Annotated in this window: 14 protein-coding genes; 4 read left to right on the forward strand and 10 right to left on the reverse strand. The window is 73.6% G+C overall.

Annotation, left to right across the window (positions count from 1 at the left end; translation table 11 throughout):
• Window positions 1-14: 14 nt before the first annotated feature.
• Together QP090_RS19835 and QP090_RS19840 are read right to left on the reverse strand one after the other, a co-directional pair.
• The gene (locus tag QP090_RS19835) at window positions 15-2,873 is read right to left on the reverse strand and encodes an alpha-L-rhamnosidase (protein ID WP_285940582.1); all 2,859 of its coding nucleotides are present in this window, start codon (window positions 2,871-2,873) and stop codon (window positions 15-17) included.
• Window positions 2,874-3,068: 195 nt separating this feature from the next.
• Entirely contained in the window at window positions 3,069-3,857 is a 789-nt protein-coding gene (locus QP090_RS19840; RefSeq protein WP_285940584.1) for a DeoR/GlpR family DNA-binding transcription regulator, read from the reverse strand.
• A 251-nt stretch (window positions 3,858-4,108) separates the two neighbouring features.
• On the opposite strand from QP090_RS19840, the gene QP090_RS19845 reads away from it, so the two are divergent.
• Window positions 4,109-5,578, forward strand: coding sequence for an FGGY-family carbohydrate kinase (locus QP090_RS19845; protein WP_285940586.1), 1,470 nt, complete (start codon window positions 4,109-4,111; stop codon window positions 5,576-5,578).
• Window positions 5,579-5,771: 193 nt separating this feature from the next.
• Here QP090_RS19845 and QP090_RS19850 read toward each other — a convergent pair whose 3' ends face one another.
• Window positions 5,772-6,515, reverse strand: coding sequence for a FadR/GntR family transcriptional regulator (locus QP090_RS19850; RefSeq protein WP_285940588.1), 744 nt, complete (start codon window positions 6,513-6,515; stop codon window positions 5,772-5,774).
• 131 nt (window positions 6,516-6,646) lie between these two features.
• Between QP090_RS19850 and QP090_RS19855 the strand changes: the two genes are divergently transcribed.
• From QP090_RS19855 to QP090_RS19865, 3 genes are all read left to right on the forward strand, one after another.
• Window positions 6,647-7,543: a proline iminopeptidase-family hydrolase gene (locus tag QP090_RS19855; RefSeq protein ID WP_285940590.1), complete on the forward strand. Its 897-nt coding sequence runs from the start codon at window positions 6,647-6,649 to the stop codon at window positions 7,541-7,543.
• Between the two features lie 107 nt (window positions 7,544-7,650).
• Window positions 7,651-9,108, forward strand: coding sequence for an APC family permease (locus tag QP090_RS19860; protein WP_285940592.1), 1,458 nt, complete (start codon window positions 7,651-7,653; stop codon window positions 9,106-9,108).
• On the forward strand, window positions 9,108-10,016 hold the full coding sequence (locus QP090_RS19865; RefSeq protein WP_285940594.1) for an acetamidase/formamidase family protein: 909 nt from the start codon (window positions 9,108-9,110) through the stop codon (window positions 10,014-10,016). The genes QP090_RS19860 and QP090_RS19865 overlap by 1 nt, the downstream gene beginning before the upstream one ends.
• Before the next feature lie 75 nt (window positions 10,017-10,091).
• Here the strand turns inward: QP090_RS19865 and QP090_RS19870 are convergent, their stop codons facing one another.
• From QP090_RS19870 to QP090_RS19900, 7 genes are all read right to left on the reverse strand, one after another.
• Window positions 10,092-13,301 (reverse strand): family 78 glycoside hydrolase catalytic domain, encoded by a 3,210-nt coding sequence (locus tag QP090_RS19870; RefSeq protein ID WP_285940596.1) that lies wholly within the window; start codon window positions 13,299-13,301, stop codon window positions 10,092-10,094.
• An 11-nt stretch (window positions 13,302-13,312) separates the two neighbouring features.
• On the reverse strand, window positions 13,313-13,471 hold the full coding sequence (locus tag QP090_RS19875; RefSeq protein WP_285940598.1) for a hypothetical protein: 159 nt from the start codon (window positions 13,469-13,471) through the stop codon (window positions 13,313-13,315).
• A gap of 65 nt (window positions 13,472-13,536) precedes the next feature.
• Window positions 13,537-16,383 (reverse strand): alpha-L-rhamnosidase, encoded by a 2,847-nt coding sequence (locus QP090_RS19880; RefSeq protein ID WP_285940600.1) that lies wholly within the window; start codon window positions 16,381-16,383, stop codon window positions 13,537-13,539.
• Between the two features lie 3 nt (window positions 16,384-16,386).
• A complete protein-coding gene (locus QP090_RS19885; protein WP_285940602.1) occupies window positions 16,387-18,483 on the reverse strand; it encodes a family 43 glycosylhydrolase in 2,097 nt (698 codons plus the stop codon).
• 57 nt (window positions 18,484-18,540) lie between these two features.
• Window positions 18,541-19,962, reverse strand: coding sequence for an L-fucose/L-arabinose isomerase family protein (locus tag QP090_RS19890; RefSeq protein ID WP_285940604.1), 1,422 nt, complete (start codon window positions 19,960-19,962; stop codon window positions 18,541-18,543).
• Window positions 19,963-19,976: 14 nt separating this feature from the next.
• Window positions 19,977-22,202 carry an alpha-L-rhamnosidase-related protein gene (locus tag QP090_RS19895; protein ID WP_285940606.1) on the reverse strand — a complete coding sequence of 742 codons (2,226 nt, stop codon included), beginning with the start codon at window positions 22,200-22,202 and terminating at the stop codon, window positions 19,977-19,979.
• Window positions 22,203-22,305: 103 nt separating this feature from the next.
• Window positions 22,306-24,855, reverse strand: coding sequence for an alpha-L-rhamnosidase-related protein (locus QP090_RS19900; RefSeq protein ID WP_285940608.1), 2,550 nt, complete (start codon window positions 24,853-24,855; stop codon window positions 22,306-22,308).
• Window positions 24,856-24,860: the final 5 nt, after the last annotated feature.

The raw sequence follows: 24,860 nt of genomic DNA on the forward strand, positions 1-24,860 counted from the left end.
CTTGGGGACGGTGGTCAATGAACGTCCGCGGTGAAGCGGAACTCCCCCGATGTCACCCGGCAGCGGAGCGCTCCCGGCTCCGTGCCGACGATCCGTACGCCGGCGGCCTCGGCCGCCGGGATCCCGCTCTCCCTGACCCCGCCGGGATCGGCCGCGGGAATGTGCACCACGGCGGACGCCCCCGGTGGCACCGACACCTCCAGCCGGAACCCGCCGCCCTCGCGGGTCCAGGCGGTGCTCACCGTGCCGCGCACCGACTCGTACGACGCGCGGGCCCAGGTCAGGCCGCCGGGACGGGGGCGGATCAGCAGTTCCCGGTAGCCGGTCGACGCGGGCGCCTGCGCCAGCCCGGCGACACCCTGGTAGAGCCACTCGCCGATCGAGCCGAGCGAGTAGTGGTTGAACGAGTTCATCGCGGCGGCCTGGAAGCCGCGTCCGGCGGTGTAGCCGTCCCACCGCTCCCAGATGGTGGTGGCGCCGTTCCGCAGCGGATGCAGCCAGGACGGCGGTTCGGCGCGGGTCAGCAGGGCGTGCGCGAGGTCGGCGCGGCCGTGCGCGTCCAGGACGGGCGCGATCAGGCCGACGCCGAGGAACCCGGTGGTCAGGCCGGGTCCGGCCGCCTCGACGAGTTCGGCCAGGCGGTCCGCGGCGCCCGGCACGAGCTCGGCGGGCAGCAGGCCGAAGGCCAGGGCCAGCAGGTAGCCGGTCTGGGTGTCGCCCTCGATCCGGCCGTCCGGCGTCACGAACCGCTCGGTGAAGGTCTTGCGGATGTGGCCGGCGAGCGTCCCGTACCGCTCGGCGGCGTCGGGGTGGCCGAGGACCTCCGCGGCGCGGGCGGTCAGGTCGGCGCTGCGGGCGAAGTAGGCGGTGGCGACCACGTCGCGCGGCGTCGGCGTCGGCGCGAGCCAGTCGGCGAAGTGCGGGCCGACGCGGCGGTTCCACACCAGGTCGGGGTTGTGCCGGTGGACGAAGTCGACCCAGCCGCACATCGCGTCGAAGTTGCGGACCAGCACCCGCTCGTCGCCGTAGACCCGGTACAGGTGCCAGGGCACCAGAACGCCCGCGTCGCCCCAGCCGGGCGCGCCCTCGTCGGCCACCCCGGCCAGTCTCGGCGCCACGTTGCTGAAGCCGCCGTCCGCCGACCGGGCGCCGCGGACGTCGCGCAGCCAGCCGTCGAAGAAGGCGGCCACGTCGGCGTTGAGGCAGGCGGTCGGGAGGAACACCTGCGCGTCGGCGAGCCAGCCGAGCCGCTCGTCGCGCTGGGGGCAGTCGGTGGGGACGCTCACGAAGTTGGAGCGCTGCCCCCAGGCGATGGACTGGTGCAGCCGGTCGAGCTCGGGGTCGGAGCAGGCGAACTCGCCCGCCCACGGGGTGTCGCTGTGCAGCACCACGCCGGTGATGTCGCCGGTGCCGAGGGCGGTGAGGCCGGTCACCTCGGCGTAGCGGAAGCCGTGGTAGGTGAACCGCGGCTCGAAGATCGTCTCGTCGTCGGCGCCCGCGACGAGCACGTCCGTGGCCGCCGCGGTGCGCAGGTTGTCGGTGTAGAGGCGGCCCCGGTCGTCCAGGGTCTCGCCGTGCCGGACCACCACCCGGTCGCCGGGCGCCAGGCCGCGGGCGGTGACCCGGACGCGGCCGGCGAAGTTCTGCCCGAAGTCGACCAGGTGGCGGCCGTCCTCGAACCGGGTGACGGTGCGGGGCGCCAGCTCCTGGACGGCCCGGACGGGCTGCGCCACGGACGCGGTGAGCAGCGCGCGGTCGGTGCCCGCGACGTACGCGGGCAGCCAGCCGTCCCCGGACGCGCGGCCGGCCGCGGTCCCTTCGGGCCGCGACTCCGCCGGCTGTGACTCCGCCGGCTGTGACTGCGCCGGACGCGGCTCTTCGGGCTCGGTCTCCCGGTCCTGCGTCGCCTCGGGCCGTGCCCGTTCCGCGGGGAGGTCCCAGCCGGGGGTCTCGAGGCGGAGGTCGTGGCACTCCCCCATCAGCAGGTCGGCGTACCGGATGGGCGACCGGGCCGTCTCCCAGTCGCCGCCGGTGGCCAGGATCCCGGTCGTGCCGTCGGCGTATTCGAGGTGCAGCTCGGCTAGGAGCTGCGGGAACGTGCCGTAGTGCGCGCCGGAGCGGCGCGGGTCGAAGCCGACGAAGCCGCTCCACCAGCCGTCCGCGAGGGTCGCGGCGAGCACGTTCCCGCCCGCGCGGACCAGGCCGGTCACGTCGTAGGTCTGGTAATCGATCCGGTCGCGGTAATCGGTCCAGCCGGGGGCCAGCTCGGCGTCGCCGACGCGGGCGCCGTTGACGCGCATCTCGTACAGGCCGCGGGCGGTGACGTAGAGGCGGGCGCGCACCGGCGCGGCGGGCGCCTCGAACGGGCGGCGCAGCCGGACGGCGGGCTGGAGGCCGTGGTCGGCCAGGGCCAGCTCGCCCTCCTCGGGGGCGTTCATGACGTCGAGCGCGGCGGGGTCGTGCGCGATCCAGGAGGCCGTCCAGGCGGACGGACCGAGCATCCCGGTCTCGAACCAGGACTCCGCCGCGCCCACCGCGCCGTCCGCGGCGGTGACCGAGACCTGCCAGCGGTAGCGGGTGCGGGGCCGCAGGAGGGGGCCCGCGTAGCGGGCGGACGCGGCCTCCGGGTCGGCCACCTCGCCGGTGTCCCAGACGAGCACGCCGTCCTCGGTGCGGACGCGCACCCGGTACGCGGCGGGCGCGTCGCCCCGCCGGCCCGACCGCAGCCGCCAGGACAGCAGCGGCGTCCCCGCGTCGAGCCCCAGCGGCTCGGCCCGGTGGTCGCAGCGCAGGCCATAGGGGGTGAGCAGCACGTGCTCGGAACCGGTCACCGGCCCACTCCAATCACTTAACAACAGATCTGTGAAGATCACGTTAATTAATGTGGAGTTGACGCTAGAAGGTGCTCGAACAGGGTGTCAAGAACTTCGGAGCAACCGGTTAAAACGTTTTTCTCAGCGTTCCCGGGCAGCCCGAAAAGCGCCCCCGGCACCGGGGGCGCTCCTTCCGGCCCTTCCTTCGCCGCCGCCGGTCAGCCCAGGGAGTAGGCGATCACCAGGGGAACGGGGTCACGTCCGCGCCAGCTCGTAGGCCACCTTCTGCTCGTCGAGGTCGCGCAGCACCTCGGCGCCGGCGCCGTCGTCGACGATGACGCGGTCGAACGCCGAGAGCGGCGCCACCCGGTGCAGCGCCACGCGGCCCAGCTTGGAATGGTCGAGCAGCAGCACGTTGCGGGCCGCGGCGCCGAGCATGGCGCGCTTGACCGACACGATGTGCTGCTCCTGGTGGTAGGCGAAGCCGCCGGACACCGCCGAGGTGGACACGAAGCACAGGTCCACGTTGAGCGCCCCGATCGCGTCCACGCACGACACCCCGAGGAAGGAGTCGTGCAGCGGGTCGTAGTCGCCGCCGAGCGCCAGCAGGCGGATGTCGGGCTGCCGGGCGAGCAGGTTGATCGCCTCCCGGAAGTTGGTGATGACGGTCAGCGGCGTGATGCCGGCGAGCCGGCGGGCCACCGCGAGCGTGGTGGTGGAGTCGTCGAGCATCACCGCCATGCCCGGCTCGATCAGCTCGACCGCGCGCCCGGCGATGGCGTCCTTGGCGGCCTCCATCGACTTCATCCGGTAGGAGACGTTGCTCTCGAACACCCCGGACGGCTGGGCGGTGACGCCGCCGCGATGCTTGCGCACGATGCCCTGGCGCTCGAGTTCGTCGAAGTCGCGATGGATCGTCATCAGGCTCACGCCGAATCGTTCGGCGAGGTCGGCGGCGGTGACCGAGCCCGCGGAGAGTACATGATCGGCGATGTCCCGCCGGCGCCCTTCGGGGCCGCGCCGGCCGGTGCTGTCCTTGGTCATAATCCGATCCTCCCGTGGCGGCGCGCCGGGCGGCGGGACCTTCCCGGAGCCGGCGGCGGGACGGGCGCACGAGGGCCCTGCTGTTAACACTGCGAGAGCCGCGTCACAGAGCTTGTAACACCAGCCCGTATCGCGTCAAGCCCCTGCGCATCGCGGTTTTGGCCGGGTCCGCCAGGTACCGTACCGACATGAATTAACGTTCACCTGTTGTAAGTTCACATGATTCGACGCGAAAACTTAGGAGTCATATCGTGCGAGAGGGGTCCCCGGAGGCCGTCTGGGTCGGCATCGACGTCGGCACCCAGGGCGTCCGGACGCTGGCCGTCACCGCCGCCGGACGGGTCGCCGGGCGCGGCTCGGCGCCGCTCACCGGACGGCGCGACGGCGGGTGGCACGAGCAGGACCCCGCCGACTGGTGGGCCGCCGTCGTGCAGGCCACCCGCGCCGCGCTCGCCGGCGTGCCGTCCGCCGCGGTCCGCGGGCTGGCCGTGTGCAGCACCTCCGGCACCGTGCTGCTGGCCGGGCCGGACGGCGAGCCGCGGACCGGCGGGCTGATGTACGACGACGGCCGGGCGCCCGCCGAGGCGCGCGCCGCACAGGAGGCCGGGGACGGGCTCTGGGACCGGCTCGGCGTGCGCATCCAGCCCTCCTGGGCGCTGGCCAAGGTGCTGTGGCTGGCCCGCGCCCACCCCGGCCTCCTGGACGGCGCGCGGATCACCCACCAGGCCGACCTCGTCGTCTCCCGGCTCATCGGCGCGCCCGCCGGCACCGACTCCAGCCACGCGCTCAAGACCGGCTACGACCTCCAGGCCGAGGGCTGGCCGCGCGAGGCGCACGAGCGGCTCGGCCTGCCCGCCTCGCTGTTCCCCGAGGTGGTCCGGCCCGGGACCCGGCTCGGCGAGGTCGGCGCCCGCGCCGCCGCGGAGACCGGCCTGGCGGCCGGCACCCCGGTGATCGCCGGGATGACCGACGGCTGCGCCGCCCAGCTCGGCTCGGGCGCGCTCGGGCTCGGCCGGTGGAACTCGGTGCTCGGCACCACCCTGGTGCTCAAGGGGGTGACCGCCGCGCCCGTCCGCGACCCGGCGGGGGTCATGTACAGCCACCGCGCGCCGGACGGCGCCTGGCTGCCCGGCGGCGCCTCCAGCGTCGGGGCGGGCGTGCTGTCCGGCGACCTCGCCCGGCTGGACGAGCTGGCCGCCGCCCATGAGCCGTCCGGGGCGCTGGCCTACCCGCTGGTCTCCCGCGGCGAGCGCTTCCCCTTCCTCGCCCCGCAGGCCGAGGGCTTCGTGCTGGGCGATCCGGCGGGCGAGGGCGACCGGCACGCGGCCCTGCTCCAGGGCGTCGCGCTCATCGAGCGGCTGGCGCTGGCCTACGTCCGGCAGCTCGGCGCCGACGTCGAGGGCCCGATCACCTTCACCGGGGGCGCGGCACGCAGCGCGTACTGGTGCGGGCTCCGCGCCGACGTCCTCGGCCGCCCGGCCCGGATCCCCGAGCACGCCGACGCCGCCCTCGGCATGGCCGTCCTCGCCGCGTACGGGACCACGGAGGGCCGGTCGCCGGCCGACATCGCCGAGTCGATGGTGCGGATCCGCACGGTCGTGGAGCCCCGGCCCGGCGCGGCCGAGCGGTTCGCCGAGCCGTTCCACCGCCTGCTGGACGAGCTGGAACGGCGCGGCTGGCTGCCCGCCGAGCAGGCCGCCTACGCCCGCGAGCACGGCTGAGTCATATTTCAAGCCCGGCCCGGCGCCCTCGCCTGGCGGCTCGGACGCCGACCGTGCTTGGGCGAGCGCGACATCGCTTCGCGATCTGGCCGGTGAGGCTCGCCTTCGGCATCGCCTCACCGGCCAGGTAGCGCGCTCGCGCGACGGCTGAGGCGCTTACCGGACCGCCCGCGGCGCGGGATGTCAAGGGCGTTCAGAGGGCGGGGCGTTCGGGCTCGGGGCGGCCGACGCGGTCGGCGAGCCGCCGCACCGCGACCTCGGTGATCGCGAAGTGCCGCTCGGCGATGCGCGCCGCCGCGTCGCCGTCGCCCGCCGTGATCGCGTCGGCGAGCGCGTGGTGGTGCGGCCGGGCCTCCTCGTAGATCGCCCAGGTGTAGGGCTCGGCGGACACCCCGAGGCTGACCTCCGAGAGCAGCCGCTCGTGCAGCCGGACCAGCCGGGGATTGCCGGTGGCGCGGGCCACCGCCTGGTGCAGCGCGACGTCGAACTCGCGGGCCTCGGCGGGGGTCGCCGCGCCGTCGAAGCCCGCCAGCGCCCGCCGGACGGCGTCGCGGTCGGCGCCGGTGGCGCGCTCGGCCGCGGTCCGGGCGATCATGGCCTCGACCAGGCGGCGGTAGTCGAAGAGCTGCTCGAACTCCTCCCACCGGTCGAGCAGGGCGCCGCGGACGGCGCTCTCGCTGACCTCGCCCCACTCGGCCCGGACGAACGCGCCGCCGCCCCGGCCGCGCCGGGTCTCGACCAGCCCCGATCCGGCCAGCAGCCGCAGCGCCGCCCGGACGCTCTCGCGGCTCACCTGGAGCAGGGTCGCGAGGTCGCGCTCGCTCGGCAGCCGGTCGCCGAGGGTGAACTCGCCGAGCGCGATCGCGGTGGCCAGCCGGTGCGCGACCTGCTCGCCGGTGCGCGCCGGGCGCAGCGGCCCGAGCGGGTCGTGGACCACCGTGCCACCCCCTCCCCGCCGTCCGGTTCCACCTTGGGGAACACTAACGTTACATAAAGGTCTGGGATTCAGACCTTTTACCGCATATCCTCGCATCGCAGCACGTTCCCCCAGCTCAGAAGGAGATCAGCGTGACCGGACCGGCCGTCGTCGAGGGGTTCGCCGAGTTCCGCGGCCACCGGACCTGGTACCGCGTGACCGGGCCGCCCGCCTCGGGAAGGGCGCCGCTCGTGGTGCTGCACGGGGGTCCCGGCTGCACGCACGACTACGTCCTGTCGTTCGCGGAGCTGGCCGCCCTGACCGGCCGCCAGGTGATCCACTACGACCAGCTCGGCAACGGGCGCTCCACCCACCTGCGGGACCGGGGCGCCGACTTCTGGACGGTCGAGCTGTTCCTCGCCGAGCTGGACAACCTGATCGTCCACCTCGGCGTCGACGGCGGGTACCATCTGCTGGGACAGTCCTGGGGCGGCATGCTCGGCGCCGAGCACGCGGTGCGGCGCCCGGCGGGCCTGCGGTCGCTGGTGATCGCCGACTCGCCCGCCTCGATGCCGCTGTGGCTCGCCGCGGCAGCGGGGCTCCGGCTGGGGCTGCCGGCCGAGGTCGAGGCCACGCTGCGCGAGCACGAGGCCGGCGGCACCACCGGCTCGGCCGAGTACGCCACCGCCATGCGGGTCTTCTACGACCGGCACGTGTGCCGGATCCCCTGGCCGGACGAGGTGGCCCGCACCTTCGCGGCGATCGACGACGATCCGACCGTCTACCACACGATGAACGGGCCGAGCGAGTTCCACGTGGTCGGCACGCTGCGGAACTGGTCGATCATCGACCGGCTGAACCGGATCGCGGTGCCGACGCTGCTGATCTCCGGCCGGTACGACGAGGCGACGCCCGCGGCGGTCCAGCCGTACGCCGACCGGATCCCCGACGTCCGCTGGCAGGTCTTCGAGGAGTCCAGCCACATGCCGCACGTCGAGGAGAAGGACGCCTGCCTCGCGGCGGTCGCCGGGTTCCTCGGCGACCGCTGACCGATCGCCGGCCGGTCACCGGCCTCTGGATCACGGCGGCGCACCAGCGCCGATGTGCCGCCGCCCGCCCCCTGAACACCCGCACACCCTGAAAGGCGCCCGCGCAGATGACCACCGCCAGCCCCCGGCCGGGCACACCCGAGCCCGGATCCTCCGACCCGACCGCGCCGGGCGCGGGCGCGGGCGCGGCCCCCGTCGGCAGCGGCGAGGGCACGCTGAGCTCGTTCGGCTACGCCCAGGAGCTCAAGCGCTCGCTCAGCCTCGCCGACCTGGTGATCTACGGCCTGGTGTTCATGGTGCCGATCGCGCCGTTCACCATCTTCGGCGTCGTGTTCAACGGCTCCAAGGGCATGGTCGCCCTCACCTACCTCATCGGCCTGGTCGCGATGCTGTTCACCGCGCTCAGCTACCGGGAGATGTCCCGCGCGTTCCCGATCGCCGGATCGGTGTACGCCTACGCGGGCCGCGGCATCAACCCCAAGGTCGGCTTCCTGGCCGGCTGGGCGATCCTGCTGGACTACCTGCTCATCCCGACCCTGCTGTACGTGATGAGCGCGGCGGCGCTGACCTCGCTGGTCCCGGCCGTCCCGCAGTGGGCCTGGGTCATCGTGTTCGTGCTGGTCAACACGGTGATCAACTTCACCGGGATCGAGTCCACCGCGCGGCTCAACCGGATCTTCCTGTGCGGTGAGCTGGTGGTGCTGGCGCTGTTCGTCGGCTTCGGCCTGGCCGCCGTGGTCAACGGGGAGAACGGCGCGCACTTCTCCCTGGACCCGCTGCTCAAGCCCGAGGTGCTCACCCCCGGCCTGATCTTCGGGGCGCTGTCCATCGCGGTGCTGAGCTTCCTCGGCTTCGACGGCATCTCCACCCTGTCGGAGGAGGTCCGCGACGGCGACCGCAAGCTGGTCGGCCGCGGCACCCTGATCGCGCTGTGCGTGGTCGCCGCGCTGTTCGTCGTGCAGACCTACGTCGCCGCGCTGCTGGTGCCCGGCCGCGAGTCGTTCGCCGACGGGGACGCCACCAACTCGGCGTTCTACGACATCGCCGAGATCGCCGGCGGGCACTGGCTGAAGATCACCGTCGCGGTCGCCGCCGCGCTGGCCACCGGCATCGCCAACTCCCTGGTCGCGCAGGCCGCCACCTCGCGGCTGCTGTTCAGCATGGCCCGCGACCGCAAGCTGCCGAGGTTCCTGGCGCACGTGCACCCGACCCGCAAGACGCCCGAGCGGGCCATCCTGTTCGTGGCGGCGATCTCGCTGGTGCTCGGGCTGTTCTTCACCGGGCAGATCGACCTGCTGTCGTCGCTGGTCAACTTCGGCGCGCTGTTCTCCTTCCTGATGCTGCACGTGGCGGTGTTCGTGCACTTCAAGCTGCGGAACCGGAGCACCAGGTGGCACCTGCACATGCTGGCGCCGGCGCTCGGCTTCGTGATCATCGGCTCGGTGCTGGTGAACGCCGACGACCGGGCCAAGATCGGCGGACTGATCTGGCTCGCCGTCGGGGCCGTGGTACTGCTGGTGTTCACCCGCACCGGCCGTGGCAGCGACCTGAAGTTGGAGGACTGATGCACTTCCGCCGCACCAGCGCGCACAACGCCTGGGACAACGCGATCCCGCCCCTGGCCGTCCTGGCGCCCGGCGAGGAGATCACCCTGGAGACGGCGGAGTCGAGCGGCGGCCAGCTCGGCCGCGACTCGGTGACCGCCGAGGTCGCCGACCTCGACTTCGGCCGGGTCAACCCGGTCACCGGCCCGTTCCGGATCGAGGGCGCCGAGCCCGGCGACGCGCTGGTCATCGACGTGCTCGAGGTCGAGGTGGGCGACTGGGGCTGGACGGCCTGCATCCCGGGGTTCGGCCTGCTCGCCGACCAGTTCCCCGACCCGCACCTGCGGATCTCCACGATCGGCGCGGACGGGGCCGAGCTGCTGCCCGGCCTGCCCGTCCCGGTCGTCCCGATGATCGGCACGATCGGGACGGCGCCGCCGGAGCCGGGTGAGCACTCGATCGTCCCGCCGCGCCGCTGGGGCGGCAACCTCGACGTCCGGCACATCGGCCCCGGCGCCCGGCTGATCCTGCCGGTCGGGGTGGAGGGCGCCCTGCTGTCGGTCGGCGACGCGCACGCCGCGATGGGCGACGGCGAGGTCTGCGGCACCGGCGTCGAGACCGACGCCGCCGTCCGGCTCCGGGTCGGCCTGCACCGCGGCGGCGCGCCCCGGACGCCCGTCGTGCACACCGATCCGCGCTCCCAGCGCACCGGCGCCGCGCTCGCCACCACCGGGATCGGCCCGGACCTGATGGAGGCCACCCGGGACGCGGCCCGGCGCCTGATCGACGAGGTGGTGGCGCGCACCGGGATGCATCCGGTCGACGCCTACCTGCTGGCGAGCGTCGCCGCCGACCTCAAGATCTCCGAAGTCGTCGACGCCCCCAACTGGGTCGTCTCGGCCCATCTGGAGTTCGCCCTGCTCTCCTGAGCACCCTCCGGCGAGGCGGAGCCCCCGGGAGAACGGCCCCGGCCCCCGGGAAACGGCGCCGGGACGGGGACGGGGTCATGCGGACGCTCCTTCGAAGGTCCAGTCGCCGGAGCCGATCTCGAAGACCCCGCGCCCGTCCTGGACGCCGGTCCAGCGGGCGTCGGCGGGGGCCTTCGGCTGTCCGGTGCCACCGAGCAGGGGGACCTCGACGCGGGCGGTCGCGCCGGGCGGGACGGTGACGTCCAGGCGCAGCCGCTTGCCGGTGCGGCGCCAGGACGCGGCGGCCCGGCCGCGCGGGGTCTCGTAGGCCGCCGCCGCGCGGGTGATATCGCCGACCACGGCGGGCCGGACGAGCAGGTGCCGGTAGCCGACCGAGTCGTCGGCCTGCCCGAGCCCGGCGAGCCCGTTGTGGAACCACTCGTCGATGGCGCCGAGCATGAAGTGGTTCTGCGAGTTGCCGGAGGTGGGGCCGTCCCAGTTCTCGGTCAGCGAGGTGGCGCCGTGCGCGACCTGGTAGCCGTAGCTCGGGTTGCCGGTCTGCGTCGCGACCGCGTGGATGACGTCGTCGCGTCCGGCCGCCGACAGCACCCGGAACACCGACGGGAGCGCGATCTCCCCGACGGTGAGGTGGTAGCCCTTGGCGGTGACGCTCGCGACGAGGTGGCCGAGCACCGCCGCGCGCCGGTCGTCCGGGACGACGCCCATGTCGAGCGCGAGGGCGTCGCACGCCTGGCTGCCCGAGGCGTAGGTGTCGCCCTTGAGGTAGGCGGCGTTGAACGCCGCTCCGATCCTCTTGGCCAGCGCGGTGTAGCGCTCGGCGTCGGCGGTCTTGCCGATGACCCCGGCGATCCCGGCGAGGGCGGACGCGGCGCGGTGGTAGCCGAAGGTGGCGGTCACGCCGGTGGGGGTGCTCGGGTCGAAGGTGATCCAGTCGCCCAGGCCGTAGTCGAGCAGGTCCCCCTTCGCCTTGCCCGTCAGGTAGTCCAGGTAGCGCGTCATGTTGGGGTAGTAGGTGCGCAGCGTCGCCACGTCGCCGTAGGCGCGGTACATCTGCCAGGGCGCGAAGACGATCGCGTTGCCCCAGTTGGGGTCGTCGCGGAAGCCGCCGGAGAACACCGTGAACTCGGGCGCGATGTCGGGGACCAGGCCGCTGGAGGTCTGGGCCTCGGCGATGTCGCGGACGAGCCCGCCGTAGTAGGCGGCGACGTCGTAGTTGCGGGCGACGGCGGGGAAGACCAGGTTGGTCTGCTCCAGCCAGCCGAGCTTCTCCCGGTGCGGGCAGTCGGTGAGGACCGAGTACATGTTGCTCTGCACGGCCCGGTCGATGATCTTGTGGATGTCGTTGAGGAGGGCGTGCGAGCTGGTGAAGGCGCCGGCGGGCGCGTTGGCCGCGCGGAGCACCATCCCGGTGACGGTGCCGGCGTCCGGGGCGGACGGGAGCCCTTCCAGCTGGAGGTAGCGGAACCCGTGGTAGGTGAAGCGGGGGTGCCAGGTCTCGGTGCCCTTGCCCGACAGGGTGTAGGTGTCCCAGATCGGGCTGCCGGTGGTGTGCTGGCCGACGGTGCCGTCGTCGTTCAGCAGTTCCCCGGGCCGCATGGTCACCGTGGTGCCGGCCGGGCCTTCGACCCGCAGCCGGGGCCAGCCGGCGAAGTTGGTGCCGAGGTCGACGACGTACACGCCGTCCCTCGGCTTGGTGATCTTCTTGGTGCGCAGCGTCTCGACCTGCTCGATCGGCGGCGCCATCCGGGCGGCGAGCCGGGCGGTGGGCGCGTCGCGGCGCACCGCCGTCCGCCAGTCCTTCGGGACGCGCCGGGCGTCGTGGTCCTCACCGCCGTACCAGCTGCTGAACGTGGTGGCGCCGAGCGCGGTCCGCCAGGTGGTGTCGGCGGCGACCACGGTCCGGCGGCCGTCGGTGAAGGTGATCTCCAGCTGGCCGATGAACGCGGGCGCCCCGTCCGAGCGGACGAGCTTCTGGTAGCGGCCCGGCGTGGACGGCACGTTGGCCATGCCGTTGCCGAGCTCCGCGCGCACCTCATTGTCGCCGCTGCGCAGCAGGCGGGTGACGTCGTAGGTGGAGTAGACGAGGCGTTCCTTGTGGGCGGTGTTGGGCGGTTCCAGCACCGCGCCGCTCACCGCCCGCCCGTTGACGGTGATGTCGAGGACGCCGAGGGCGGTGGCGTACAGGCGGGCCTCGCGCACCCGGCTGGACACCGTGAAGTCCTTGGCGAAAACGGGCAGGGCCTCGGGCTGCCGGTGCATCGGCGGGGGCGCCGGCTGCCCCTTGACCTCCTTGGCGGTGTCGAACGCCTTGCCGTCGTCCGAGGTCCGGACGGTGAAGTCCGCCGGGACGTTCGGCGTCCTGCCGTCGTCGGTCATCGCGTCGGTGCGCGGGTAGAGCAGGACGCGGTCGAAGCGGCGCGGTTCGCCCAGGTCGAGCTGGATCCAGATCGGCTCGGCCAGGTCCTGCTGGTGGCGTTCCATGCTGGTGTAGCCGAACGGGGCGGTGTCGGTGGTCAGGGAGCCGTCGGTGAGCGCCTCGGGCTCCCACTGGCCCGCGGCGGTGTAGCTCTCGGACGCGGTGACCGGCGCGTGCAGCGCGAGGTCGGTGCCGGGCGCGGCGCCGTCCAGCACCTGGATCGCGGCGAGCTGGAGCCGGGACACCTTGTCGGGCCAACCCTCCTTGATGGGCAGCCCGAGCCGGGTCACGTCGAGGCGGACGTGCCGGGCGGTGCGGGCGGTGAACTCGACCGTCACCGGGACGGGCACCGGGTCGGTCCAGGCGGGGTTCCCGATCCACTGGGCCGTCCAGTCGCCGGGCTTCAGGAGCCCCATCTCCCAGTGCGACGGCTCGCTCCACTGCGAGGCCCGGCCCTGGGCGTCCCAGACCCGCACCTGCCAGGAGACGCGCTCGCGGGAGCGCAGGGCCCGGCCGCCGTAGACGGCCTCCACCGCCGCGCCGGCGACCTTGCCGGAGTCCCAGAGGTCGGGCCGCGCGAGCGCCCGGTCGCCGCTCGCGGCGCGGACCTGGTAGGCCGTCTGCGTCTGGTTGCGCGGCCCGGGGGCGAACCGCCAGCTCAGCGTGGGCTCGGGGTCGTCGATGCCGAGGGGGGAGCGCAGGTGGTCGACCTGGAGGTCGGCCGGACGGAGCGAGGCCGCCCGCTCGGCCGCCGCCGCCGGCGCGGCGGTGGCGGTGAAGGCGGCGGTGGCGCCGCCGGCCGCGGTGACGGCCGCCGCCGCGACGCCGCCGGCCTGCACGAATCTTCTTCTGGACAGCTCGTCGGACATGCCGATGCTCCTCAACGGTGGGTGGAACGGAAGGTGAGGCGGCCGGACCCGGCCTCGTAGACCGCGTGGCCGTCGCGCATCCCGGTGAAGCGGACGCTCGGCGAGCAGGACCCCTGGCCGTGCGGCCGGGGCCTGCTCGCCGTCGCCTGCGGAGCGGATCCCCCGATCACGTGCTCAGTCGCAGCGGATCAGGGCCTCACCTCACGTTTCCTCTGAGCGCGGGGTCGCATCGCCGTCAGGGCGCCGGGGCGGTGAACGCCGAGGTCCCCGAGCGGACCTCGAAGACCGCCGTCCCGTTCTCGGTGCGGTCGGGCTTGCGACCCCCCGGCCCGGTGGCACCGGCCGGGAGGCGCACCGTGGCGGTCGTGCGGCGGGGCACCTTCACCGTGAGCCGGAGGGTGGAGCCGGTCACCCGCCACGCGCTCGACAGCTCGCCGTACCCGGTCCGCAGCGAGCCCTGCGCGCTGGTCAGGCCGCCACCCGGCAGCGGCCTGATGACGCTGTGCCGGTAGCCGGGCCGGGCCTCGTCGGGGTTGATCCCGGCGATGGTGCGGTACATCCAGTCGCCCACCGCGCCGAGGGCGTGGTGGTTGAAGGAGCTGCGCTGGTACACCCCGTCGGGTTGCAGGGAGTCCCAGCGCTCCCAGAGTGTGGTGCCGCCCTGGCGCAGCATGTACAGCCAGCCGGGGTAGGAGTCGTTCAGCAGCACCTTGTAGGCGACGTCGAGGTGGCCGGCCTCGGTGAGCACGTCCAGCAGGTAGGGCGTGGCGAGGTAGCCGGTGGACAGGTGGAACCCGGCCGCCGTCACCTTGGCCACGAGCCGTTCGGCGGCCTTCTCGCGCAGCGCGTCCGGCATCAGCCCGAACTGGAGGGCCAGCACGTAGACCGCCTGGGTGTCGCCGCGCACGGTGCCGTCGGCGGAGACGTACGCCGCGATGAAGGCGTCCTTGATCTTGCCGAGCAGCGCGTCGTACCGGGCCGCGTCCGCGGTCTGGCCGAGCACCCGGGCGATCTTGGCGAGCAGCCGGACCGAGTGGGCGAAGTAGGCGGTGTTGACCACCTCCTTGGGCGAGGTGTCCACGGCCAGCCAGTCGCCGTAGGCGGTCGGGGGACGGAGCAGGCCGGTGGAGTCGGTCTGGAGGAAGGCCACCCACTTGGCCATCGCCGCGTAGTTCTCGGTGAGGACCCGCCGGTCGGCGTACCGCTCGTACAGCGTCCACGGCACGAAGATGATCGCGTCGCCCCAGCCGGACACGCCCGCGCCGCCGTTGGCGCCGTCGTAGACGCGCGGCGCGATGCTCGGCACCGAGCCGTCCTCCTGCTGGGCCTCCCGCAGCGAGGTGACCCAGCTTCGCAGGTAGGCGTCGACGTCGGCGTTGTAGGCGGCGGTCGGGGCGAAGCCGAGCACGTCGCCGGCCCAGCCGAGCCGCTCGTCGCGCTGCGGGCAGTCGGTCGGCAGCACGGTGAAGTTGGACCGCTGCCCGGCGAACAGCGCCGTCTGGAGCGCGTTGAGGTCGGCGTTGGACGTGCTGAACGCGCCGGTCACCGGCGTGTCGGCGCTGAGCTGCTCGGCGACGAAGTCGTCCACGGTCGGGGTGCCGGGATAGCCGGTCACCTCGACGTAGCGGAACCCGTGGCTGGTGAAGCGGGGAACGTACCGTTCGGGACGGTGGGCACCGGCCAGCGTGACGATGTCGCGCTGGTCGGCGCCGCGCAGGTTGGCGAAGTAGGTGGTGCCGTCCGCGTTCAGCCACTCGGCGTGCTTGAGCTGGATCCTGGTGCCGGCCGGGCCGGTGGCCGTCATCCGCACCCGGCCGGCGAAGTTGCGCCCGAAATCGATCCGGTGCACGCCGCCGGGGAGCGCGGTCACCGACCTGGCCTTGACGGTGCCGATCACGCGCACCGGCGCGTGGTCGAGCTCGTACAGCCGCGGGGACAGGTCGGAGCGGACCTTCACCGGCCCGGTGACCGGCAGGGCGGCGCGCCGCGCGTCGTACTCCTCGCCGTCGTACAGGGTGGCCCGCGTCAGAGGACCGTGGCCCGCCTTCCAGTCGCGGCCGGTGACGATCCGGTCGGTGGACCCGTCCCGGTAGTGGACGACCAGCTCGGCGAGGAAGGCCATCGAGTCGGCGAAGCGGTGCTGGCCCCCCATCAGGATGCTCGCGTAGTAGCCCTCCGCGACCGTGGCGCCGATCTCGTTGGCGCCGGAGCGGATCAGCCTGGTGACGTCGTGGGTCTGGTACGGGACCTTGTGCGCGAAGTCCACCCAGCCGGGCGAGAGCTCCTCGTCGCCCACCTTGCTCCCGTTCAGCCGCGCCTCGTAGGTCCCGAGCGCCGACACGTGCAGCACCGCGGACCTGACCGGCTTGCGCGCGCGGAAGCCGCGGCGGAACTCGACCGGCGTGCGCGGGATGCGGACGTTGGTCTTCCACGGGCTGATCCCGTAGGCGCCGAGCACCTTGACCTTGGGCCACGCCGAATCGTCGAAGCCGGGGGCCTCCCAGCCGTCCGGGGCGTCGGCGGCCGACCGCCATTCGGCGCCGGTGTCGACCCCCTGGACGGCGCCGCCGTCTGCCCCCCTGACCTCCACCCGCGCGATCACGGCCGCCGAGCTGCCGCTGTTCACCCCGCGCACGGCGAGCACGTTCCGGCCCGCCTTCACCTTGCCGGTGAGGTCCACGAGCTGCCCGACCTGCCAGGCGAAGGTGTTGCGGGCCTGCATCGCGCGGGTGCTCCCGAGCAGCTCGCCGTTGAGGTACACGTCCACCGCGTCGTCGCCGCTGAACAGCAGCGTGCCCCCGGACGCGCCGTCCGGCGCCGTGAAGCCGCCCCGGAAGGCGCGCTCGACCTTGCCGGGGGCGGACGCGTCGGCCGCGTGCCAGATCCAGGACGCGCCGTCCAGGGACGGCTCGACGACCGGATGCGAGATCCACGACGCGCCCGACCAGTCGGCGGCGGGGGCCGTCTCGGCGGCGGCCGTGCCGGCCAGGGGCGCGCCCCAGGAGACGGCTGCGACCGCACCCGCCGCCGTGCCCGCTTGGAGGACGCCCCTGCGGGTGAATCCGGCCTTGTTGTCGCTCACGCGTCAGTTCCTTTCGACGGTGGTGAAGAACTTCAGGTCACGGGCGGGTTCGGCGGTGAACGTCGCGCCGCCGTCGGTGCTGACGGCCGCCGTCCCGCCCCGGTAGGGGTCGCCGTCGCTGTAGGCGAGGCCGTAGCAGCCCTTGGCCGTCGTCGCCGAGCCGATCCGGACCGTGTAGGGCCGGCCGCGCTCGACCTTGACGCGCGGGTGGACGGTCAGGTTGCGCGGCGCCCAGCCGACGCCGGTGGCCGCCACCGAGCCCGACCACAGCGTGGTGGCCCCGTCGGTGATCTCGATGGTCAGCGGCTCGTCCGGCGGGGTGCGCTGGACGCGTCCCTCCTCGGTGCCGTCCTTGAACGCGGTCACGGCGAGCGAGGTGAGGCGGCCGGAGCGGCCCGCGGTGAACCGCTGCTCCCGCCGGACGTTGCCCGCGATGTCGCAGCCGGTACGGAACCCGGCCGCGCCGCTGCCCTGGTCCAGGCCCCGGACCGGGCGCTGCCGCCCCGCGTGCCCGGGATCGAGGTGGACGCGGGTGTTGGAGCAGGTGAGCTTCTCGATCGAGCCGTCGGCGGCGAACGTCAGCGGCTGCCAGTAGAAGTTGGCCCGCGCCTCGTTGGTGTGGAAGTTCCACAGGTCGCTGAAGTACAGGTAGGTCGGGTCGCCGCGGCGCTGCCGCAGGGTGGCGACCTGGGCGGGCTGGCCGCCGCAGGAGTCGTCGCTGATCTTGACGCCCGGGGTCGGGACGATCCACTTGGACAGGTCGCCGGAGAAGTCGTCGGCGAGCAGCTCCCGGCCGTCCGCCGAGGTGACCCGCACGTTGTCGAACCTGGCCGACTCCAGCGCCGCCCCGTTCCACTCGCGGACGCCGACCTTGCCGGCCGGGTACGTGGCGTCGGTGTAGCTGTCCACCTGCACGCCGTCGATGGACGTCGTGAGGGTGGAGCCGGCGGCGGTGACCGACACGTGGTGCCACTCCCCCGCCACGACCGGCTTGTCGAGCGTGACGACGTGGCTCGCGGTGGTGGACCCGGCGCGGCGCAGGACGCTCAGCTTGCCGTTGCCCGTCCCCGAGCCGCTCAGCAGGAACAGGTAGCCGTGGTCGTCGCGGTTCATCCGGACCGAGAAGCCCGCCTGCGCGGCCGTCCCCGACGAGGCCGGGAGCGGGGCGACGTCGAAGGAGTAGGTGTAGTCGGTCCAGTCGTCGCCCTGCTGCGACAGGCCGTAGAGACCGCCCTTGGCGACCAGCGCGCCGTCCTCGACGGTCCAGGCGTCGCGGCCGTGCCACGGGCCGAGCGGGCTCTTGGCGGTGAGGTAGGAGGTGCCGGTCGCGACGCAGTAGCCGCAGTTCGGGTCCGACATCGTCAGGTAGTAGGTGCCGTTCCGCTTGAACAGCGACGGCGCCTCGACCCGTGTCACCCCGGTCACCGCGTACGGCCCGGCCACGCGCAGGTAGTCGGGGGTGAGCTTGATGACCGCGATGTGCCATCCGGCGTTGCTGCACGCCAGGTAGCCGGTGCCGTCGTCGTCGATGAACACGTCGAGGTCGGCGGTGCAGGGCGTGGCGGACGGGAGGTCGGGCACCGGCTTCTCGGTGAACGGGCCGGTGGGCCGGTCGGCGGTGTAGACGCGGAACCTGTCCGCCGCCTCCTGGTCGTTCACCCACATGACGTACTTGCCGGTCGCCTTGTTGTGGACGGTGTGCGGCCGGAAGCAGAACTTGCAGTCGCGGGGCTTGGCCGCGTACCCGCGGTCGGTCCAGTGCGCCAGGTCGGGCGAGGAGTAGACCTTGAACCCGCAGAAGGTGTTGTTGACCTGCCACTGGTAGCCGCAGTCGTAGCTGGTCCCGTACAGGTAGTAGGTGTCGCCGAAGCGCTGGATCGCGCCGTCGTGCGCGTCCACCGCGTTGCCGTCGGTGTCGTAGCGGGTGACCTGGTTCCCGCCCGCGTCGAAGTTGGCGAGCTCAGTGGTGGTCCCCGCCGGCCGCGGCGCCGCCGCCCGAGCGGGCGGCGGCGCGAGCGAGAGCAGGGCGGTGATCAGGGCCATCGCCGTGAAGAGCGCGGTGGCCGGGGTGATTTTGCGTATGCCGAAGACACACGTCACGCGGACGCTCCTGGTAGGTAAGTCCCCCGACTTCCTGAAATTCGGTCGTGGTGCGCGTTACGGGCGGACGTCGATGAGTTCGATCTCCAAGAGGTCGGCCACGGCCTTCAGCTCGGCCACCCGGTGGCCGGTGCCGAGGGCCCAGTGGTGGGAGATGCCGGTGGCGCTCCAGGCGTCGACCCACTCCCCCGGGTCGCAGCCGAAGTCGACCCGGGAGGTGGTGTTGCCGATCTGGAGCAGCGGCCCCGCCACGGTCTCGCCCTCGGACGCGACGAGCGAGAACCGGCCGTCGCGGTGCTGGATCACGCCGAGCGCGGTGACCGGGCCGTGCCTGACGTCGAACTCGACCGACACGCCGTAGCCGCGCTTGCCGTGGTAGACGCCGAGGCCGCGCAGCAGCGGCCGGCCGGCGCTGATCGCCAGGTGGGCCGGGCCGTCGTGGCCCATCTCCACATGGCCGCGGCCGAAGTCCAGCGCCTGGAGCTCGGTGAAGGAGCCGCCCGCGCCGAGCCGGTCGGCGATCAGCATGGCCAGCGAGGTGCGCAGCTCGTACTCCCCGGCGGCCGGGACGCCGCGCGCGGTGAGCAGCGAGGCGCCGAGGATCATGCCGGCGCCCAGCCGCTCGTGGATCTCGCCGTCCAGCCCGCGGTGGTAGTAGGCCAGGCTGTCCAGCTCGAAGTCGGCCACCAGCCGGTCCAGCCCGGCCGAGACCCGCGCGGCCCAGCGGAGGTCGTCCTCGTCGACGGAGGCGTCGAGCTCGAAGACCTCCGCCGCCTCGGCCCGCTTGGCGGCGGCCTCGGCCTCGGTGACCTGCTCGACGCGGACCCGCAGGTCGTCGAACTCCAGCACCTCCACGTGGCCGCCGAAGTTGGCGCTGACCAGGGTGAGGTCGGTGGAGACGTCGAGCATGCCCGGGTACAGGTGCCCCATCAGCCCGTGCCGGCCGCGGCGGAGCGCGGCCCGCACCCCGGCGGCGCGCACCCAGCGCCCGATGCGGGTCCAGGCCCGCTCGTCCTCCAGGTACCCCGAGACGGACCGGAACGGGATGCCGCAGCGCAGGAACGCGTTGGCCATCTCCGGCAGCGGGCAGGCCCCGCAGTACGCCAGCCACTGGCCGGTGTCGAAGGTCGCGTGGTCCATCGACTCGGTCGGCTGGAGGTTGATCAGCAGCACCGGCGCGTCGGCGCGCTGCGCGACCGGCACCAGCATGGTGGCGGTCATGTAGGTGGTGAGGAAGCCGACGATGATGTCGCATCCCGCCGCGCGCAGCTTCTCGGCCGCCGCGGCGCCCTCCTGCGCGTCGGAGATGAACCCGACGTCGACGACGTCGGCGCCGAGGCCGCGCATCCGCTCGGCCACTCGCTCCGCCGACCGCCGCAACTGCGGCAGCAGGTCGGGGAACTGCGGCCAGTAGGCGCCCAGCCCCCCGGCGACCAGGCCGACCCGGACCCGGCCGGTCCCCGTCCCGTTCTCGGTCATGTGCTCTCTTCCCTTCACTCTCTCGCCGCCAGGACGTGCCGCCCGGCGGACACCCCGTCGAAATAGACGTAGGCGCCGTCACTGCTGACGCCGCGTGCGGTGGCCTCGCCCCCGGCCCACACGGTGCGGCCGTCGAAGGTCACCTTCCGGGTGCGCGCCGACACCGGCACCGCGAGGCGGCCCGTCGTGCCGCGCGGGGCGCGGACGGTCAGGCCGAACCCGTGCCGGTCGGTGCGCCAGGACGCCTCGATGCCGCCGTGCGGCGTCGGGACCGTGCCCTCGGCCCACGTCAGGTCGCCGGCGAACGGCACGACCGCAAAGGACGAGTATCCGGCGGCGGTCGGCCGGACGCCGAGGACGCGGGTGCTGAGGGTGACGGTCGGGCCGGCCGCCCAGCCGTGCGCGAGGCTGGAGAACTGCTTGAGGTTGGGGGTGCCGTCCGGCTGCATGTGCTCCCAGAACGTCGAGCCCGGGTCCTGCGCGAGCTGGTGGCCCCAGAACGTCCGGATGAGGTCCAGCCCGGACGCGTCGCGTCCCTCCAGGCGGGCGTCGGTCTCGAAGGTGCTCGGGAGCGGCGCGTAGAACGGCGGCAGCGAGGCGTTGGGGGTCTTCTGCGAGACGGTCAGCGACCCGTACTTCTCCCAGTTGTTCGCGCGCAGGTAGGCCATCGCGCGGCGGCCCCGCGCGGCGCCCGCGACGCCGGCCAGGACCGCGGTGGCGTTGCCGTCCTGCGGGTAGGCGCCCGGGATCTCGCGGGAGAGCCGGTAGGCGCCGGCCTGCTCGTCCCAGAGCTGGTCGTTGATCGCCTTCTTCACCGCGGCCGACCGCCCGGCGTAGGCCGCGGCGGCGCCCGCGTCGCCGCGGGCCTTCGCCAGGTCCGCCATCTGCGCGAGGTTGCGGGCGTAGAGGGCGTTGACGTAGGTCTCGTGCCCGCAGTCGGAGTAGCCGTAGTGGCCGCACGACCCGGCCTTGTCGAACGCGATCAGGCCCTTGTCGCCGTCCTGGGCGCGGACCGACTCCAGCCAGGCGGTCGCCTTGGTCAGCGCCGTCCACCACTTGGCGAGGTAGGCGCGGTCGCCGGTGTAGAGCCAGTGCTCGTGCATGTTGCTGACGAACCAGGTGACGTACTCGCCGTAGGTGCGCAGCTCGTCCGCGTTGTGCTGGCCGACCTGGCTCTCGGCGGGCATGTAGCCGTCAGGAAGCTGCTGGGCGGCCAGTGACGACAGCGAGTTGGTCACCGCGTCCAGGTCGTTGGTGCTCAGGTACGCGACGGGCGCCTGCACGGCCAGGTCGCCCTGCCAGATGATGCGGTCGCGCTTGCCGCCGTCGTAGATGACGTCCTTGCTCGGGTCGGCGTGCGGGACGGGCGCGTCGGCGTGGTCGCCCTCGCCCTTGACGTAGGGCCAGCTCTTGGCGGTGTTCGCGGCGCCGGTGTTGAGCTGGACGGTGTAGGCGCCCGCGTACCAGATCTTGTTGAGCAGGTTGTCGCTGGACAGGAACCGGCCCTGGTAGTCGGTCATGTCCTTCTGCCTGGGCGCCGCGGTGTAGTCGACCGACACGCCGTCGACGTCGACCCAGCCGGGGCCGTCGAGGAAGAGCGTGGCGTAGCGGAAGCCGCCGCGCAGCTCCTTGTCGCGGACGGTGCCGGGGAGCCTGCCGTCCAGCGTGAGGGCGTGGCTGTCGGTGTCCTCGGTGTAGGGCTGCCCGGGGAACCCGTTCCAGATGTTGGCGGTGTCGCAGCCGGGGGCGATGGCGCCCTGCCCGTCGTTGTCGCCGGGCGCCTCGGCGAGGTAGCGGATCGACTCGCTGAAGCAGGCGCGCAGCTTGGGCCGGGTGGACGAGGCGCCCTTGACCCGCACCTTGATGTGCCCGGCGACCTCCTTCCCGAAGTCCAGGATCAGCAGCGGCGACCCGGCGCGGTCGGCCGCGCCGGTCAGCCGCACCGACCCTCCGCCGTTCTTCAGGGCGGCTTCGGGCGAGCCGTCGATGCGCCCCTCGCGGGGGTCGGCCTTGTACACCGCGACGGGCGGCACGGTGCGGCTCTCGGGCGCCAGGACGTAGGGGCGCCACTGGCCGGGGCGCGGCTGGTACGAGGGGTCCTGCCAGGGGCCGCGCGCGGACGGCGCGGCGGACGCGGCGGGCGTGAGCATGGCGGGCAGGACGGCCGCCGTGCCGGCCACGGTGAGGGCGGCGGCGACGGCGGCGCGGGCGAGCCCGCGGCGGGGGGTGGGGTGGGCCATCAAAGCTCCTGTACTCAGCTACTGGCGGCGGTCTGCGCGGATGGCGCTCGTCCGAGTGGCGCTCGTCCGAAGGTCACTCGTCCGAGGGTCACTCGTCCGAGGGTCACCGGGCGGTCAGCGTGGACGTCCCGGTGAGGCCCGGCACCTGGATCAGCCCGTCCCGGACGACCACGCCGGGGCGCAGCGCGTGCCCGGACCGCCAGACGGGGGTGCGGCCGAGCCGGACCTCGCGGACGCCGTCCGCGGGGACGCCCGCGGTGGCGGAGGTCGTGCCGGGCGCGACGACCTGGAGGGAGAACGTGCCGCCCTGCCGCTTCCAGGAGGCGGTGACGTTCCCGGCGGGGGTGGGTACGCGGCCCTGGGCCCAGCGCAGGCCCGGCGTCGGGTGCGGCAGCACGGTGAAGGTCGAGAACCCGCCCGACGTCGGGGTGACGCCGAGCACCTGGTTGGTGAGGAAGGACGTCGGGCCGGCCGCCCAGCCGTGCGCCATGCTGGTGTACGAGCCGAGGCGCGGCGCGCCGTCCGGGTTCACGTTCTCCCACAGGGTGCCGGGGTTGGACCCGCCGAGCATCGGCGCCCAGGTGCGCTTCAGCAGCGACCCCGCGCCGTCCGCGTCGCCCTGCTTCACGTGCGCGAGCAGCGCGGAGTTCGACACGAACGGGCTGATGTACTGCGGCACCACGCCGCCGGGCTTGTCGACGGTCAGGTCGCCGTGCCGTCCGGCCAGGGCGGTGTCGAAGAAGCGCAGCACCGAGCGCGCCCGGTCGCCGGTGGCGACGCCCGCCACGACCGCCATCGCGTTGCCGTCCTGCGGGTGGGTGGCGTCGCCCGGGCCGACCTTGTAGGCGCCCGCGGCGGGGTCCCACAGCGTGGCGTTGACCCCGGCGGCGGTGCGGGCCGCCTGCTCGCGATAGGTCTTGGCCGCGTCCGGCTCGCCCTTCGCCTCGGCGGCCCGTGCCGCCAGGCCGAGCACGCGCACGTACAGCGAGCTGGTGTAGGTGCCCTTGCCCTCGTTGCCGTAGCCCCAGGTGCCGCCCGCGCCCTTAAGGTCCAGGACGCCGTCGGCGTCGGCCTTGGACTCCAGCCAGGCCATGTTCTTCTTCATCGCGCCGTACCAGCGGTCGAGGAACGCGCGGTCGCCGGTGTAGAGGTAGTGGTCCCAGAAGTTCTGCACCCACCACTCGGCGTACTCGCCCCAGCCGAGGTTGTAGCCCTGGCTCTCGGTCAGGTACAGGCCGGGGATCTGGCCGCTGGCGGCCTGCCCCTTGGCCATGAACCCGACCGCGTTGGCCGCCGGTCCGGGGCGGCCGGTGCTGAGGTAGGACACCACGTCGGCGACGGCGTTGTCGCCGCCCCAGATCATCCGGTCGCGCTTGCCGCCGTCGGTGATGACGCTGTCGCCGTCGCCGACGGTCGCGTCGTTGCCGACCGGTCCCTCCTTGCCCGGGTAGGGCCGCCCGGTCCGGGGGTCGATGGTGCTCATCTGGACGGTGTAGGCGCCGGAGTACCAGAGCCGGTTGAACGTCTCGTCGCTGGACAGGAACGCGCCCCGGTACCGGTTCGGGGCCGGGTTGGCGGGATCGGCGGTGAAGTCCAGCTTCAGGCCGGACAGCTCCACCTCGCCGGGCTCTGCGAGGAAGACCATCAGGTAGCGGAACCCGCCGCGGATCACCGGGTCGGTGACCGCCGAGCGGCCCGCGCCGGGGGTCAGGTAGTGCGTCTCGGTCGCCAGCCCGACCGGGTCCTGACTGTAGTCGGAGGCGGTGGTGAGGTAGGTGGGGCTCTCGCTGAACGCCAGCCCGATCTTGGGGGCCGCACCGCCCTTGGTGTGGGCGGTGAATCCGATCTTCCCGCCGACCTCCTGGCCGAAGTCGTAGACGACGTAGGGGCGGCCGTAGGCGTCCGAGCGGAGCGTGGTGGTGCCGCCGCGCGCCGCGCCGCCGGGGTCGGTGACGGTGCCCCCGTAGGGGGCGGTGGTCCGGCCCGCGTCCGCGAGCGTCCAGACGGCGTGGACGCGGGCGCCGGGGCCGGGCTCGGCCGCGTTGCGGAAGGTGACCTGGATCGAGCCGGAGGATCCGGCGAGCCGGGCGGGGACGGCGACGTCGTAGTGCACGAGCCCGGCGAGCTGCTGCCCGCCGGGACCGCCCCAGACGCCGGCCTGGGCGGTGTCGGGCTTGCGCTCATGCACGACGGTGCCGTTGACGAGCACCTCGTAGTGGCCGGTCGCGCTGCCCGCCTCTTCGACGCGCAGCGTCAGCGGGCCCGTGCCGGGGACGCGCATCCGGTAGCCGAACGAGGCTCCGGCGACGTCCGGGCCCGCCTGCCTGACCTGGACGCCGTCGACCCTCGCGGTGGTGCTGGACGGGCCGGCGGTCAGCGCGTGGCCGTCCTTCTCCGAGGCGGGCGAGTCCGCCGTGACGTAGTCGCCGTTGACCTTGTGCGACTCGGCGACGCGGGCCGGGCGGACGGTGCGCGCCGCCGGCGTCATCACGTAGCGGTCGGATTTCGCGAGGGCGGGCAGCCCGAACGCGTCGGTCACGCCGGACGGGCCGGTCGCGCCGGCGGGGAGGGCGGCGGCCAGCAGGCCGGTCACGCCGAGGGCGAGGGTGGCGATGACGGGCAGCGGGCGGTGGAACGTCCTGGCCAGGTCCATCTTTG

This window comes from Actinomadura xylanilytica, from assembly GCF_030283145.1.
GTDB lineage: Bacteria > Actinomycetota > Actinomycetes > Streptosporangiales > Streptosporangiaceae > Spirillospora > Spirillospora xylanilytica.